The following is a 15898-nucleotide window of genomic DNA, read 5'->3' as shown; positions in this document are numbered from 1 at the left end:
GTGCTTTAGTTACGTTAGAGGGCGGCCTGAGCCTTTTCCGTCGCAGCAGGCGCAGCCGTGGTCACGGCTGGCACCTCATCAATCACCGGCGTCTTCTTGTTCTTGAAGGCGGCCAGTACGTCGGGGTTTTGTTCAGCAAACGGCTTCTGCTGGGCGTACCAAGCTACGTAGTCGTCCGGCTCATCTACGATGATGGTCGACTTCATAGCGAAGTGACCACGGCCGCAGATTTGGTTACAGGCAATTTCGTAGTTAAAGTTCGGGTTGCCCGTCTGCGCCTTCATTTCGTCGGTCGTCTTGGTCGGGATAAACCAGAACTTGGTAGGCATGCCCGGCACGGCGTACATCTGCACCCGGAAGTGGGGCGAGTACACAGCGTGCAGCACGTCACGCGAGCGGATGTGCAGCAGCACCGGCACGCCTTTCGGAACGTGCACCTCACCGGCGGTGAAGTCGTCGAGCGAGTTAGGATCGTTCAGGTTGAAGCCGATTTCGTTGGTAGCGTCGATCAGGCGGAAGTTGGTTTTGCCCAGCTTACCGTCGCGGCCAGGGTAGCGCACGAGGAAGTTGAACTGCTTGCCAACAATTTCCAGCTCAACCGAGTCTTTCGGCGCCGGACCCATGATGTTGGTCCATTCCTTCCAGCCGCCAAAGATCAAGCCCGACATTACGATGGCCGGAATTACCGTCCAGATAACCTCGATTTTGTTGTTGTGCGAGTAGAAGAATGCGCGGCGGCCTTCGCGGTACTGATACTTGTACGAGTACACGAACAGCGCTACCTGAGTCAGGACGAACACGATGCCGATAACAATCATCGTAATCCAGAACAGCTTCTCCGTGTGGAGGCCGTGGACCGAGGCAATTGGCGGGTTCATCTTATCGAAGTTGGCGATGAAGGAGTAGGCAAAAGCTGCCATACCAACCACCATGAACACCAACATCAGAATGGCATTTACCCGGTTGCTGAGGCCAACTTGGCGCACGTAGCTACCCGAGAAAATGGAAGTGAGAATCTGGAGCCGGAACAGAAGGCCGAAAACGACCAGCAGAAGCACCAGCGCCAGCAGGATACCGAGAGCAATCATTAGTTGTACGTTGTGAAAGTCAGTCGTCCGAACAGCGCGAGGCTTACGTGGTGTGATGCACGCTCTCCTCTACGAAGGGGTGATTTACCGGTACCAGCGAAGCTTGCGAGAGGCGCTTGGTCATCAGCAGCAGGAAACCACCAAGGAACACGAGGCCCGTGCCAATCTCAATGATAAACCCACTATCGCCCTGCAATGTTCCGGGCATGATCATCATGTAGAAGTCCAGCCAGTGGCCGATCAATACCGCCGTAGCCACAATCTTGAGCATGATGATCTGACGCTTGGCGTCGCGGGTCATCAGCACCAGGAAGGGGAAGGCAAAGTTGATGATCAGGTTGAAGAAGAACAGCCAGGTGTATTTACCATCAAAGCCGCCGAGGCGCTGGTTGAAATACACCGCTTCTTCCGGCAGGTTGGCGTACCAAATCAGCATGAACTGCGAGAACCACACGTAGGTCCAGAAGATGCTGAAGCCGAACATCAGCTTGCCCAGGTCGTGCAGGTGGTTGGCGTTGAGGAAACGCAGGTAACCAGCTTGCTTTAGGTAAATGGCCGTCAGCAGAATTCCGGCGATGCCCGAGACCCACCACGAAGCGAAGACGTACCAGCCGAACATGGTCGAGAACCAGTGCGTGTCAATCGACATCACCCAGTCCCAAGCCGACATCGACGACGACACGGCGTAGAGCACCAGGAACAGCGCCGATACGTTGATGCTCTTGTCCCAGAAACCGGTACCACCAATTTGGTCTTCCTGCAGCGACAGGTCGCGCAAACGCTTGGAGAAGAACCACCAGATGGCGATGAAAACCACCATGCGGGCTACGTAGAACCCGAGGTTCAGGAAGCCTGCTTTACCGGCAATGATGGCGTCGTAGTTCGGATGACCCGGCTCCATAATGCCTTCAGTGCGCCAATGAAACAGGTTGTGGCCGCTGGCAAAGAACACGATGAGCATGATGATGCCACCGGGCAGAATCCAAGCGCTGAACGCTTCGGCAATGCGGCGGACCATAATGGACCAGCCCGCGTACGCTACAGTGTGGATGGCGACGAATACCGTGCCCACGGCCGAGATGCCGAGGAAGAATACGTTGCTCTGCCAGAGCGAAGCAAACAGGCGACGCAGCCAAATCGGAGCGTGCTCGGAGCCGTGAGCCGAAGCCCCGGCACCCGCGCCATGCTCAGCAGCCCCGTGGGCCGCGCCGGCTACTTCGTGGTGGCCGCCGATGTTCATGGCGGCCATGATCAGACCGATGGCCATCAGAACGACCCCGGCGACGATGAACAGGATGAACCGACGACGAGCCGAAGCGGGTAGCTCCAGGAACTCTGCCGAAATCGGCTCATGATGATGATGCGTTGCTGCCATAATTACTGAGCCGAGCCGTTACGAGCCTGGTCGCCCTGGCCCGGAGTTTCCGAAGCCTTGTCGGCTTGCGCCTGACCGAGCGGAGCGGTGTTTTCAGGATTGGTTTTCTCCGAAGGTTCGAGTTCCGATTGTACCATTTCGCTCATGCCGTCCGGGCCTTTGCCCTTCTGCAGCACGCGGACGTACATGGCAATCTTCCACCGTTCCTCGGGGTTGACCTGCGAGCCGTGCGGCATCATGCGGCCTTTGCCCCACTGGATGACGTGGTAGATGTGGCCCTCGTTCATGTTCACGTAGGCGCCCTGCGAGTAATTCGGCACGCCTTTGAACTTCACCCCTACTGGGCCTTGGCCGTCGCCCTGCTCGCCGTGGCAGTGCTGGCAGTTGCGGGTGTATAGAACTTTGCCTTCTTCGAGGTTGGCCTGGGTGTAGCGCAAGGGGTTGCGCAGCACACGCTCGGCAATACCCACACTATCCTTACCAATATGGTCGAAGTAGTTGAGCTTGCCGCGGGGCACCGTGCCCACAGCCGGGGTGCGCTCGTTAATGCCCATCGGGTTTACCGTGTTAGCATCAACTTGGCGCAACGGGTCGTACGGAAGCGACTCGTACATCTGCGGCGCGTATTCCAGACCGGGGTTGTTGGCATCGTTGCAGGCCGTAGTCAGCACCGAAGCAAACAGAATGGCCGAAGCCTGGACGCCGTATTTAAAGGAGTGCGTCATTATTCTTTGGTCATTTCTTTCTCGTTCACTTCGGAAGCCCCGTTGGCACGGAGCAGCTGGGTCAGATTGCCCAGGTCGGCGTCTTCCTTCAGCTCGATGGCCATGACGAACTTATCGTCAGTTGACCGGACATCCATCACCGGCACTTTCATGCGAGGATAGAGGCCGCTGATGGTGTAGAAGGTAATCACCATGCCGTGGCAGCAGAAGAGTACCGTCAGCTCGAAGGAAACCGGAATGAACGCGGGCAGACCGATGTGGGGCTTGCCACCGATAATCATCGGCCAGTCGAAACCCAGCATGTAAATCTGCATCCACAGCGCAAACGACAGACCGCACAGCCCATAGAAGAAGGCGGCAATCGGCAGACGGGAGCGTTCGATACCCAGGGCGTCGTCGATGCCGTGCACCGGGTAGGGCGAGAAAACGTCGTAGATTTTTACGCCGGCAGCACGGACGTTCTCAATGGCGTGCAGGAGCACGTCTTCGTCCTCGAAGATGCCGAGCGCGTAACGCTTAGTCATGCTTGTTGTAGTTTACGGGGGCGGAGGCAGGAGCGCCGGTGGGGCGGTAGGTCGACTGTTGGGCACCCGTGTTGGGGCCGCCGTAGGTCGGACCGTTGTCCACCCCGTATTTCAGGATGGACTTCACTTCGGCCATGTTGATGACCGGGAAGAACTTGGCGAAGAGCAGGAACAGGGTGAAGAACAGGCCCAGCGTGCCCACGTAGATGCCGATGTCGATGATGGAGGGCGAGAACATGGCCCAGGACGAGGGCAGGTAGTCGCGGTGCAGCGAGGTGACGATAATCACGAAGCGCTCGAACCACATGCCGATGTTCACGATGATGGACAGCACGAAGGTCATCGGGATGCTGTAGCGCACGCGGCGGATCCACACCAGCTGGGGCGAAATCACGTTGCAGGTCATCATCGACCAGTACGCCCACCAGTAGGGGCCGGTGGCGCGGTTGATGAAGGCGTACTGCTCGAACTCCACCTGCGAGTACCAGGCAATGAAGAACTCCGTGATGTAGGCCACGCCCACGATGGAGCCCGTAATCATCATGATTTTGTTCATCAGCGCGATGTGCTCGAGCGTGATGTAGTCTTCCAGCTTGAATACCACGCGGGTGATGAGCATCAAGGTGAGCACCATGGCGAAGCCCGAGAAGATGGCGCCGGCCACGAAGTAGGGCGGGAAGATGGTCGTGTGCCAGCCCGGCACCACCGAGGTGGCGAAGTCCATCGATACGATGGTGTGTACCGAAAGTACCAGCGGGGTCGACACGCCGGCCAGAATCAGCGACACCGTTTCGTAGCGCGACCAATGCTTGGCACCACCCTTCCAGCCGAAGCTCAGCAGAGCGTAGGCGCGGCGGGCGATGGGGCCTTTGGCGCGGTCACGGATGGTAGCGAAGTCGGGCACCAGGCCCGTGTACCAGAACACCAGCGACACGGAGAAGTAGGTCGAAATAGCGAATACGTCCCAGAGCAGCGGCGAATTGAAGTTAACCCACAGCGAGCCGAACGTGTTTTGCAGCGGCAGTACCCAGAACGCGAGCCAGGGACGGCCCATGTGCAGCACCGGGAACATGGCCGCGCAGATGACGGCAAAGATGGTCATGGCCTCGGCCGCGCGGTTGATGGAGGTCCGCCACTTTTGGCGGAACAGCAGCAGTACCGCCGAAATCAGCGTGCCGGCGTGACCGATACCGACCCACCACACGAAGTTGGTGATGTCCCAGGCCCAGTCAACGGTTTTGTTCAGACCCCATTCCCCGATACCGTACCACAAGGTGCGGTATACCGAGTAGAGGAATACACCAAGGAAAAACAGGGCAACTGCCAGCGCGGCCATCCAGCGGACGTTCGGCTTGGCCTCTACCTGGCGGCACACGTCCTCGGTGACGTCGTGGTACGTCTTACCGCTGGTTACGAGCGGTATGCGTACAGGCGAAACGTGCTGCATATTGGTTGGTTAATTGGTTCGTGTTGACTTAGGCGTTGTGGGCTTCAGCCTTTTTCTCGGCTTTCTCCACCTCGGGCGCGAAGAACTCGCTGGTGGCGCTATTACGGATCTTGGTCAGATACGTAATGTTCGGCTGGGTATTGACGGCATCGAGAACTTTGAAGCCCCGCTCGCCGTCTTCGCGGCGCCAGATCTGGGCCACACGCGAGTTCGGGTCTTTCAAATCACCGAACACAATAGCTTGGGTCGGGCAGGACTGAGCGCAAGCGGTAACCACTTCGCCGTCCACCGGGCGACGCTTCTGCTTCTTGGCTTCGAGCTTGCCGAGCTGAATGCGCTGCACGCAGAACGAACACTTCTCGATTACACCGCGGGCGCGCACCATCACGTCCGGGTTCAGCACCATGCGGCCCAGGTCGGTGAACATGTGGCCGTTTACGGTTTCGAACTTTTCGTTGGAGTAGTACGAGAACCAGTTGAAGCGACGCACTTTGTACGGGCAGTTGTTGGCGCAGTAGCGCGTACCCACGCAGCGGTTGTAGGTCATCTGGTTCAGACCTTCGGTGCTGTGGGTGGTAGCCAGTACCGGGCACACCGTTTCGCAGGGAGCGTGGTTGCAGTGCTGGCAGAGCATCGGCTGGAAGATAACCTGCGGGTTGTCCGAGGGGTCTTCCATCAAAGCGTAGGTCGACAGCTTGCCCTTGTCCTCAAACGAGTCCTTGTGGGTATCGGAGCTGTAGTAGCGGTCGATACGCAGCCAGTGCATTTCGCGGCGGTTGATAACCTCCTGCTTGCCGACTACGGGCACGTTGTTTTCCACCTGGCAACCCACCACGCACGAGCCGCAGCCAATGCACGAGTTCAGGTCGATGGCCATGGCCCAGTGGTGGTTCTTGTACTCATAGTCCTGCCACAGCGAGACTTTGCTGGGTTTCTCCAGCCCGTCCGGCGTAGCAATCTTGTCGTACTCCGTTACCTCTTTGGGATTCTTGATGTACTGCTCCAGCGTGGCCACCTGCACGACCGGCTTGCGGTCCATGATGGTGTGGTGGGTCTGCGTCTGGGCCAGCGGCTCGCGCGAGCCGGTAGCTTCGACAGTAGCCGTAGCAGTGTAGTTCAGGGCGTTGTCGGCCAGCGACACCAGCGGATAGGCGTTAGCGCCTACTTTGTCAGCCACCATGCCAGCTTTAGTGCGACCGTAGCCGAGTGCAATGCCGATGGTGCCTTGCGCCTGACCCGGTTGAATCAGCACCGGCAGTTCCAGGGATTTGCCGTTGGCGGTTACTTTCACTACGTCGCCTTGCTCCCAGCCTTTTTCTTTGGCCATGGCACGCGGCACCGTCACGTAGTTGCCCCAGGTAGCTTTCGATACCGGGTCGGGCAGTTCTTGCAGCCAGGGGTTATTGGCTTCCGCGCCGCTGCCCAGGGCTACTTTCTCGTAGATGGCCAGCTCAACGCCGCCCGACTTAGCGGCCGGAGCCGTAGCCTGACCAGCCGGAGCCAGTTGCGCGGCCGGAGCCGGCAGCAGCGTACCGGTGGCGACGCCGTCGTGCACGGCCTTGTCCCAACCAGCCTGGAAGTTGCCTCCCAGAATACCGCGCCAGTTGTTGCGCAGGTAGTTATAGTAAGAGGTAGGGTTACCGGCCCAGGTCAGCAGGCTTTCCTGTGCCTGACGCGTCTTGAACAGCGGCGTAATTACCGGCTGCGCAAGGCTCAGGAAACCGCGCTTGGGTTCGTAGTCGTTCCACGACTCCATCCAGTGGTGGTCGGGGCACTGGTACTGGCAGAGGGAGCCAGTTTCGTCAGCCGTGTGGTTAAACGAAATCGACAGCAGGCCTTTGTTGGCTAGGGCTGCGGCGACTTTGTCACCCATCGGGTGGTCGTACACCGGGTTGGCGTGGTAGAAGATAACGGCGCCGTAGCTGCCGATACCATTCACCAAGTTGGCCATGCGCTGGTCGTCGCCCTGACGCACGTACGACGGAGCAGCCGGGTTAATGGCGGCGGTGCCGAGCGCGGCGTTGATGGCAGCTACCAGGGCCTGTACGTTGGCGTCGTTCGAACCCGAAACCACCAGACCGCCGTTGCCGGCCGCCTTCAGTTCCGAGGCCGCCATGTACAGGGCATTGGCCATGATGTCCTTCTTCGGATCGGCCGGCTTAGCGGGCATGCTACCACCCACGATGGCGGCGTGCAGCTGCTGGGCGATAGTGCCAATCTGCGAGGGCTTGACCGCGGCGCGGATGTCGGCGTTGGAGCCGGTCAGCGACATGTTCGTTTCGAACTGGATGTGGCGCGACATGCTGCGCTTGTCCGACGAAACTTTGCGATTAACAACGTACTGCGCGGCGTATTCCACCGGCGAAATCCAGGTGCCGAGGAAGTCGGCGCCCAGGCTCACGATAACCGAGGCCTTGCTGAAGTCGTAACCGGGAACCACGCCACCGTTGGCGCGCAGCAGGGCCGATACCGAGTTGGCATCGTACATCACGTGCTCCACGTTGCCGAAACGGCCCGCGAAGTCCGCAATGGCGCGCTTGGTGCTCGGGCTGATAATCGTGTGCGAAACGATGGCAATGCGGCCAGCCGAAGCCAGACGGCCGCGAAGCTCTTGGTCTACTTTTTCCTTGTCAGCGGGCTTGCCGTTGATGGCAAACGACTGCAGGCGGGCGCCGTCGTAGAGGCTCAGCACCGAGGCCTGCGCGCGGGCCGACAGGCCACCACGCGTTACCGGCGACTCGGGGTTGCCTTCGAGCTTGATCGGACGGCCTTCGCGCGTCTTGACCAGCACGCTGTTGTAGTCCTGACCGGTGAAGTAGGTCGAGGCGTAGAAGTTAGCAATGCCCGGATCAACTTCTTCGGGCTTGTTCAGGTACGGAATGGCTTTGCGCACGGGTGCTTCGCAGCTAGCCAGCGTGGCAGCAGCCAGGCCGAAGCCCATCAGCTTGAGGAAGTCGCGACGTGGGGCTACCGTATCGTCCGTCGAGGGACGGCTTTCCTTCATCGGAATGCCGAACTCGCTCAGGGCGTTATGCAGAAACTCCGGCGAGTTTTCGAGCTCCTCGATTCCCTTCCAGTACTTAGGCGACTCTTGCATGTGTGTATGGGTACTTAGGGACTGCGCGGTGACGTATAAGCGGCCGTCACAGGGCCCAAGTGTTTCTCTGTTTCGACGTGAAAGCGGAACGGGAGGCGCCGAACTGGGCCAGCGCCTCCTGGGTTCCAATCAACCTATTAGTAGTGGCACTTCGAGCATTCGGTGCCGCCGTTCGACGACACGGTGAACGGAGCCCCGGCGTTAGCCTCGTTGTGCAGCTTCACCAGGTTGTCGTAGTAGCCGTTGCCTTTGGTGTTAAGCGGCGTCTCGCGGTGGCAGTTGATGCACCAGCCCATGGTCAGGGCCGAGTACTGGTACACCACGTCCATGTTCTGGATCGGGCCGTGGCAGGTCTGGCATTCGATGCCACCCACCTGCGTGTGCTGCGAGTGGTTGAAGTAAGCCAGGTCCGGCAGGTTGTGGATACGCACCCACTGGATCGGCTGCTGGCGCTGGATAGCGCGGTAGATTTTCTTGATTTCCGGCGAGGTCGTCTTGATCTGCGAGTGGCAGTTCATACAGATGTTGGCCGAGGGAATGTTGGCCGACTTGCTCTTGTACACCGAGGTGTGGCAGTAGGCGCAGTTGATTTGGTGCTCCCCGGCGTGCAGCTTGTGCGAGAAGGCAATGGGCTGCGCCGGCTGGTAACCCTGGCTCAGGCCTACGGCCATAATGCCCTGGATGGATTCGTAGAGCACCACCAGCACGAACAGCGTGCCGACTACCCCTTTGAACCAGCCCGACTTCAGGACGCCCATCCAGTCGGTTTTCTGCTCGAGGATTTCTACGTCGCGGCCGTCGAGGTCTTTGCGGCCCCGCAGCACGTCCTTCATGATGTTGGCGATGATAACCAGCGTTACCACCAGCACAATCAGCACCACAATAAGGACGATGAGCACGACGTTCACGTACTTGCCCGAGCCGGCCGCGTCGTCGCCGGCGGCAGCCGTTTGGCCCGAATCAGCCGTGGGCTGGCCTTGGGCGGTCGGCGTTTTGGCAGCGCCCTCCTGCGACTTCACGTAAGCCACGATGGAGGTGATTTCAGCGTCGCTCAGGGCGAAGCTGGGCATCTGCTGCTTCTGGTACTGGTTGAAGAGCTTCACCGCGTACTCGTCGCCGCTGGCGACAACCTTGCTGGAGTTCTTCACCCATTTGATAATCCAAGGCAGGGGGCGGCGCTTGTCGATGCCAGCCAGAGCCGGACCAACTACGACGTCATTGACGGCGTGACACTGGGCGCAGTTGCCTTTGAAGAGGGCGTCGCCGGCCGCAATAGCGGCGGCATCACCGGCACCGGCGGCACTGCCAGCGGCTGCCGCGGGGGCAGCAGCGGCCGTGGCCCCGGGCGTCACACCTTCTTTGCTCACCGTAGCGGCATCCTGCGCGGCCACTTGGCCAACGGCAGTAAACGTCAGGAACAGAGCGAGAAGCCAGTGTGAAAAAGGACGTAGTCGGTAGCTACTCATTGCAAAACGTGCTGGAAAAACGTAAAAGCAGGGTGCTTTAGGGCCACAAATGTAGCCCACGAATGCCAGAGAACAAACCAGCCTAGGCTAATTTTCGGCCTATTCAGCCTACTTAGAACCATTCTAAAAAGCCTCGTTTACACCTTATTATATATAGGTATAAAAGGTTGGCCTCCGAAACATCCAACTTAGTTTCCGACGCCACTTGGCTCTCGTGCTTTCAACCCGCCTACGGCCACCAAGGTTTGCGGGTTGGTAATCAGAAGTTTGTCGAACTGTTTCGGTAAATTATTTGTCAGTCACAGGCTGGTCGAATTGGTAAAAGTCTTACCTTTGCCGGCTCATTCATCGTCTCACTTACTTTTTCTCTGTTCCGCAATGGCTAACAGAAACTATGAGACCGTCTTCGTACTGACGCCCGTCCTCAACGACGCGCAGGTTCAAGAGACGATCGAGAAGTTCACGCAGGTGCTTAAGGAAAATGGCGCCGACCTCCTGAACACGGAAAACTGGGGCTTGCGCAAGCTGGCCTATCCGATTCAGAAAAAATCGACTGGGTACTACTACCTGGTTGAGTTCACCGCTCCCGCCGCCGCTATCGACGTGCTGGAACTGGCTTACCGCCGCGACGAGCGGGTAATCCGCTTCCTGACCACGGTGCTCGATAAGCACGCCGTGGCTTACAACGAGCGTCGCCGCAAGGGCGAACTGAACTCGCAGAAAGCAAAGCAAACCGAAGCCGTAGCCCAGTAATCAGATGAGCCTCGCCAACGAACGCATCCACAAGCAGGAGCAGCGCACCAAGTACTGCCGCTTCAAGAAAGCTGGTATCCGCTACGTCGACTACAAAAACCCGGACTTCCTGCTGAAGTTCGTGAACGAGCAGGGCCGCATTCTGCCCCGCCGTATCACGGGCACCAGCCTGAAATTCCAGCGCAAAGTGGCCCAGGCCGTGGCAAAAGCCCGTCACCTGGCCCTGATGCCCTACGTGGCTGACCAGCTGAAATAGTCCATTACCCTTAACGACGACTCCGCAAGATGGAAGTTATCCTGAAAGACGACGTAAAAGGCCTGGGCTACAAGAACGACGTCGTGACGGTAAAGCCCGGCTACGGCCGCAATTACCTGTTGCCCCAGGGTCTGGCCGTAGTGGCCGACAAAACCAACAAGAAAATCGTAGCCGAGAACGTACGCCAGGCGTCGCACAAGGCTGAGAAGGTGAAAACCGACGCTCAGACCCTGGCCAACAACATCGGCGACCTGAGCATCGACATCCCCGCCAAGGTGGGTGATTCGGGCAAGATCTTCGGCCGCGTGACCACGCTGCAGATTGCCGACGCGCTGAAGTCCAAAGGCTTCGACGTGGACCGCAAGCGCATCAGCCTCGACTCGGACCCGTCGACCGTGGGCGAATACACCGCCTCCATCGACCTGCACCGCGAGGTGAAGCACAAGATTCGCGTAAACGTAGTAGCTGAGTAATCGGCCGCTGCCCCGCTTTTAGAAAGCCCCGCCCTCGTGGTGGGGCTTTTTTTGTCGTATAAGCCTTAGCTTGCGTAGGCGGAAGCGCGTACGCCGCTTTATCTGCACCCCGCCCCAGTGGCGCCGCTGGCCCGAGGCCGCGTCGGCGCCATCGTTTGGCCTTCCGCCTGCCGTTGCGTAGGTTGGCCGCCGGGTTGCCGCCGCCAGGACTGTTTTTGCTAATGTTTCGCACTGAATTATCCCTTCGACCTGCCGCGCAGCTGCTCTCCCACGGGGCGCGGGTTCTCACCATCGGGTCGTGTTTTTCGGACGTCATCGGGGAGCGGTTGACCGACCACAAGGTTCGGACGCTAGTCAATCCCTTCGGCACCGTATTTAACCCGCTGGCCGCCGCCCGCTTGCTGCGCGCCGTGGCCGGCGAGGACACCGATTGGCAGCAGCATCTGGTAGAGGCCCGGGGCCGCTGGCAGAGCTACGACCTGCACGCCAGCGTGGGGGCTGACTCCCCCCCTGCCCTGCTGGAGCGCATCGAGGAAACCGTGCGCGAAACGGCGGCCTTTGCCCGACGCGCCGACGTACTGGTCTGGACGCTGGGCACGGCCTACGCCTACCGCCTGCGCGACACTGGGGAGGTGGTGAACAACTGCCACAAAGTGCCCGCCGACCGGTTCGAAAAAGAGCTGCTGACGGCCGAGGAAATTGTATCGGCGGTGACCGAAGCGTATGCACTGCTGCGGCAACAGAATCCGCAATTGCGGCTGGTGCTGACGGTCAGCCCGGTGCGTCACCTGAAGGACACCCTGCCGCTAAATGCGGTGAGCAAATCGGTGCTGCGGGTGGCCTGCCACTACCTCAGCGAATTGCTGCCCGGTGCCTCTTATTTCCCGGCCTACGAGCTGCTGCTGGACGACTTGCGCGACTACCGCTTCTACGGGGACGATATGATTCATCCGTCGAACGTGGCCGAGCAGTACGTGTGGGAGAAGTTTACCGGGGTGTATTTCGAGCCCGGCTTCAAGCAGTTCGTACAGGAATGGGACGGCATTCAGCGGGCGCTGCACCACCGGCCGCTGCACGAAGGCGCGCCGGAACACCGCGAATTCCTGGAGCAAACGCTCAAACGTCTGGAGCGGCTGCTCAGCCGCCACGTGGACGTGCGCTTGGAGCTGCTCGACGTACAGGACCGCTTGGCGGCGCTGCCCGCCCCTGCGCCCCCCGCACCGGCGGAGGATGAGGACGACGGCGAAGAGCGAATCGACGTTGGCTACGAAGACGCAGCTGCTACGCCGGCCGCGCCCAAGGCGGTGGAACCCGTAGAGGCCGCTCCGCCGAAAGTAACCGAGCCGACCTGGGCCGAAATCCTGTCAGCGGAGGCGGAAGCTGACGAGGAAGAAGACGAGTTCGAAACCAGCGAATCAACCAGCAGCAACGAAGCCGAAGCGGCCTTGCCGGGTGAGCTGGGCGCCGGCAAACGGCGCAAACGCAAGCGCGGCGGCCGCAAGCACAAAAAGAAAAACCGCACGGGCGCCGATGATGCGGCCGCAGCCACGGTTGAAGGCAGTGAGGCTGCCGTAAGCGCTGAGGCTACCGTTGCAGCTGAAACGGCGCTAGTCCCGGCTTCGGCCGAAAACGCTGAAGCAGCTACCAGCGCGTCGGCCGACGAAGCTGAACTGCCGGTGAATGCCGAACCGGCGCTTCCGCCCGTGGAGCTGCCCGCCGTTGAGGCGCCTATCCCGACCTCGGCAGCCAAGCGGCGCAACCGCTCGAAGCGGAAAAAGCCGGCACTGTATGCCGAACCCGTTGCTACTGAGGAAGCGTCGGCCCAAGATGCTGCGGCGAATTCCGAACCTGCGGCTGAGTCTACGGCTGCCCCCCTGTTGCCGGCAGAAGCGCCTGCGTTGGCGGAGTCGGCATTGGGCGCCCCGGCGGTAGCAATTCCTGACGAAACACCCGCCGCACCGGCAGATTTTGCCACTGGTGAAGCGCCGACGGCGGCTTCGGACGAGGCGGCTAGCCCAGTCGAGGAAACGCCGCGTGCCAAGCCGCGTCGTGCCAGCCGCAGCCCGCGCAAGCCCAGCAAGGTCACGCCGGCTCTTGACGCCGGGGCGGAAAGCCTCCCGCTGCCCGCCGCGCCGGCCTTGCCTGAGCTACCGGCTATGGTGGAAGCTGCCGCGCCAGAAACCTCGGCCACGGAGCCAGCCCCCGCGCCGGAAACGCCCGCGCCCCGGCGCCGGGCAGCCCCGCGCCGCAAACCGGCGCCATCTACCCCGCCCGCGGCCGAAGCGACGCCAGCGCCAACCCCGACTCCGGAAGCACCAAGCGAGCCGGCCGCGGCGCCTAAACGCCGGAGCCGGCCGCCGCGCCGCAAGCCCGACGAGCCCGCTGCCAGTTAGAAACAACAAACCCGGTCCCTGCTGGCCGGGTTTGTTGTTTTTGGCTGGTTTCTCGTACTGTAGCTGAGCGGCCCGCCCCACTTTTGCCTCCTGCCTATGACTACCCAGCCCCCTGCTACCCGGCCCAACCGACTGATCCACGAATCCAGTCCCTACCTGCTGCAGCACGCCCACAACCCAGTCGATTGGTACCCCTGGGGCGAAGAAGCGCTGAATCGGGCCCGGGACGAGCAAAAACTCATTCTGGTCAGCATCGGGTACGCCGCTTGCCACTGGTGCCACGTGATGGAGCGCGAGTCGTTCGAGCACGAGCAGATTGCGCGCGTGATGAACGAGCGGTTTGTGTGTATCAAAGTGGACCGGGAGGAGCGCCCCGACGTGGACCAGGTGTACATGGACGCCGTGCAGGCCATGGGCGTGGGCGGCGGCTGGCCGCTAAACGTGTTTCTGACGCCCGAGGCCAAGCCCTTCTACGGCGGCACCTACTTTCCGCCGCGGCAGTGGTTTGAGCTGTTGCAGCAGGTTTCGAATGCGTACGCCACGGCCGAGCACCGCCCGGCGCTGGACAAGTCGGCGGAGGATTTTGCGCGGGTGCTGCGGGCCCATGACCTGGAAAAATACGGGGTGAAAGCGGCCACGACGGGCTTGTCGCGCCTGCAGCTGCAGCAACTGCTGCGCAACCTGGAAAAGGGCTTCGATACCAAGCTGGGCGGTACGTCCAAAGCCCCAAAGTTTGCTATGCCGGTTATCTGGCGGTTTCTGCTCCGTGCCCATGCCCTGACCGGCAACCACGTCGAGCGGCGCCAAACTGAGCTGACCCTGCGCGAAATGGCCTGGGGCGGGCTGTACGACCAGGTTGGCGGCGGTTTTGCCCGCTACAGCGTGGACGCCGAGTGGCTGGTGCCGCACTTTGAGAAGATGCTCTACGACAACGGGCAACTGCTGAGCCTCTACGCCGAAGCCTACCAGCTCACCCAGGACGAGCTGTACCGCGACGTGGTGACGCAAACGGTGGGCTGGCTCCGGCGCGAGCTGCTCAGCCCCGAGGGCGGCTTCTATTCTTCCCTCGACGCCGACAGCGAGGGCGAGGAAGGCAAGTTCTACGTCTACACCCTCGACGAGCTGCGCGAGGCGCTGGGCGATGAAGCCCCGCTGGCCATCGACTACTACCGCTGCACCGCCGTGGGCAACTGGGAGCACGGCCGCAACATCCTGCACCGCCGCCACTCGGAAACGGACTTTGCCCAGGCCCACCAGCTCACGCCGGGCGTGGTGGCCGAGCTGGTGCAGGGCTGGCGCGCTAAGCTGCTTGCCTACCGCGACAGGCGCGTGCGCCCGGGCCTCGACGACAAAATTCTCACCGGCTGGAATGCCCTGGCCTTGCGGGGCCTCATCGATGCTTACCGGGCTTTTCACCAAGCCGACTACCTGCAACTAGCTTTGCAGAACGCAAACTTTATCGAGCAGAACCTGCGGCGGGCCGGCGGCGGGCTGTGGCGCACTACCAAACATGGTCGGGCCACTATTCCAGCCTTTCTGGAGGACTACGCGCTGCTCATCGATGCGTATACGGCCCTCTACGAAGTTACTTTCGCCGAGCAGTGGCTGCGGCGCGCCGAGGAATTGACGGAATATGTGCTGGCTAATTTTCACGACCCAGCCGATCCGCTCTTCTTCTACACCGACGCCACCGCCGAAGCGCTGATTGCTCGCAAAAAGGAGCTGTTCGATAACGTAATTCCTGGCTCCAACTCCGTCATGGCCCACAACCTGCTGCAGCTGGGCACGCTGCTCGACCGCGCGGAGTGGCGCGAACGGGCCGCGGCCATGCTAGCCGCCACGCAGGCCCTGGCCGTGCAGGAGCCACAACACCTGGCCGGTTGGGCTTCGCTTTATCTGAGCTTGCTGGCTCCGCTGGCGGAGGTGGCCATAGTCGGGCCGGAAGCGGAGGCGTTCCGGCGGGAGCTGAGCCGCCACTTGCTGCCCAACGCGGTGCTGACGGGCACCACCACGGCCAGTACCCTGCCCTTGCTGCAAGGGCGCGGCGCGACCGGCGGGCAAACGACGATTTACGTGTGCTACCACCACGCCTGCCAGCAGCCCGTGACGAGCGTAACGGAGGCGCTGGCACAGATTCGGGCGGCGGGCTTGCCCGCGTAAACGCCTGCTTGAGGCGCGGCAACACAACACCTTGAAAAGCCGCAACATGCTGAAATAGCCATGCTTTCATGTGGCCGCCGCAAGGACGCCATCTTGGCAATCGGCGAACAATCTTAGCCCCTCGGCGGTCTATCTTTGCTG

12 protein-coding genes are annotated in these 15898 nt (G+C 60.8%); 5 read left to right on the top strand and 7 right to left on the bottom strand.

The features are described from left to right. Positions 1 to 14 precede the first annotated feature (14 nt). From LJ737_RS08830 to LJ737_RS08800, 7 genes are all read right to left on the bottom strand, one after another. A complete protein-coding gene (locus tag LJ737_RS08830; RefSeq protein WP_227764779.1) occupies positions 15 to 1088 on the bottom strand; it encodes a cytochrome c oxidase subunit II in 1074 nt (357 codons plus the stop codon). A 43-nt stretch (positions 1089 to 1131) separates the two neighbouring features. After that, positions 1132 to 2355: a quinol:cytochrome C oxidoreductase gene (locus tag LJ737_RS08825; RefSeq protein ID WP_227764777.1), complete on the bottom strand. Its 1224-nt coding sequence runs from the start codon at positions 2353 to 2355 to the stop codon at positions 1132 to 1134. A gap of 110 nt (positions 2356 to 2465) precedes the next feature. Continuing rightward, positions 2466 to 3188: a c-type cytochrome gene (locus LJ737_RS08820; protein WP_227764775.1), complete on the bottom strand. Its 723-nt coding sequence runs from the start codon at positions 3186 to 3188 to the stop codon at positions 2466 to 2468. Continuing rightward, positions 3188 to 3712, bottom strand: coding sequence for a DUF3341 domain-containing protein (locus tag LJ737_RS08815; RefSeq protein WP_227764772.1), 525 nt, complete (start codon positions 3710 to 3712; stop codon positions 3188 to 3190). Before LJ737_RS08815 ends, LJ737_RS08820 begins: the two co-directional genes overlap by 1 nt. After that, complete coding sequence (gene nrfD, locus LJ737_RS08810; RefSeq protein WP_227764770.1) at positions 3705 to 5159, bottom strand: NrfD/PsrC family molybdoenzyme membrane anchor subunit; 1455 nt, start codon at positions 5157 to 5159, stop codon at positions 3705 to 3707. The genes LJ737_RS08815 and nrfD overlap by 8 nt, the downstream gene beginning before the upstream one ends. A 28-nt stretch (positions 5160 to 5187) precedes the next feature. Further along, positions 5188 to 8256, bottom strand: coding sequence for a TAT-variant-translocated molybdopterin oxidoreductase (locus LJ737_RS08805; protein ID WP_227764768.1), 3069 nt, complete (start codon positions 8254 to 8256; stop codon positions 5188 to 5190). 137 nt (positions 8257 to 8393) lie between these two features. Then, positions 8394 to 9722, bottom strand: a complete 1329-nt coding sequence (locus LJ737_RS08800; RefSeq protein ID WP_227764766.1) for a cytochrome c3 family protein — start codon at positions 9720 to 9722, stop codon at positions 8394 to 8396. A gap of 378 nt (positions 9723 to 10100) precedes the next feature. On the opposite strand from LJ737_RS08800, the gene rpsF reads away from it, so the two are divergent. The 5 genes from rpsF to LJ737_RS08775 all read left to right on the top strand — a co-directional run bounded on the left by rpsF (position 10101) and on the right by LJ737_RS08775 (position 15757). Further along, positions 10101 to 10475 (top strand): 30S ribosomal protein S6, encoded by a 375-nt coding sequence (gene rpsF, locus LJ737_RS08795; RefSeq protein WP_227764765.1) that lies wholly within the window; start codon positions 10101 to 10103, stop codon positions 10473 to 10475. 4 nt (positions 10476 to 10479) lie between these two features. After that, entirely contained in the window at positions 10480 to 10731 is a 252-nt protein-coding gene (gene rpsR, locus LJ737_RS08790) for a 30S ribosomal protein S18 (protein ID WP_078012240.1), read from the top strand. 29 nt (positions 10732 to 10760) lie between these two features. Then, the gene (gene rplI, locus LJ737_RS08785) at positions 10761 to 11204 is read left to right on the top strand and encodes a 50S ribosomal protein L9 (protein WP_227764763.1); all 444 of its coding nucleotides are present in this window, start codon (positions 10761 to 10763) and stop codon (positions 11202 to 11204) included. Positions 11205 to 11425: 221 nt separating this feature from the next. Beyond that, on the top strand, positions 11426 to 13597 hold the full coding sequence (locus tag LJ737_RS08780; protein ID WP_227764760.1) for a GSCFA domain-containing protein: 2172 nt from the start codon (positions 11426 to 11428) through the stop codon (positions 13595 to 13597). A 96-nt stretch (positions 13598 to 13693) separates the two neighbouring features. Beyond that, positions 13694 to 15757 carry a thioredoxin domain-containing protein gene (locus LJ737_RS08775; protein WP_227764759.1) on the top strand — a complete coding sequence of 688 codons (2064 nt, stop codon included), beginning with the start codon at positions 13694 to 13696 and terminating at the stop codon, positions 15755 to 15757. The last annotated feature ends 141 nt before the right edge of the window (positions 15758 to 15898 follow it).

The sequence above is a fragment of the Hymenobacter sp. 15J16-1T3B genome, from assembly GCF_020711235.1.
Lineage (GTDB): Bacteria > Bacteroidota > Bacteroidia > Cytophagales > Hymenobacteraceae > Solirubrum.
The sequence above is the reverse complement of the archived record's forward strand: the minus strand, read 5'-3'. Positions and strand labels throughout refer to the sequence as shown.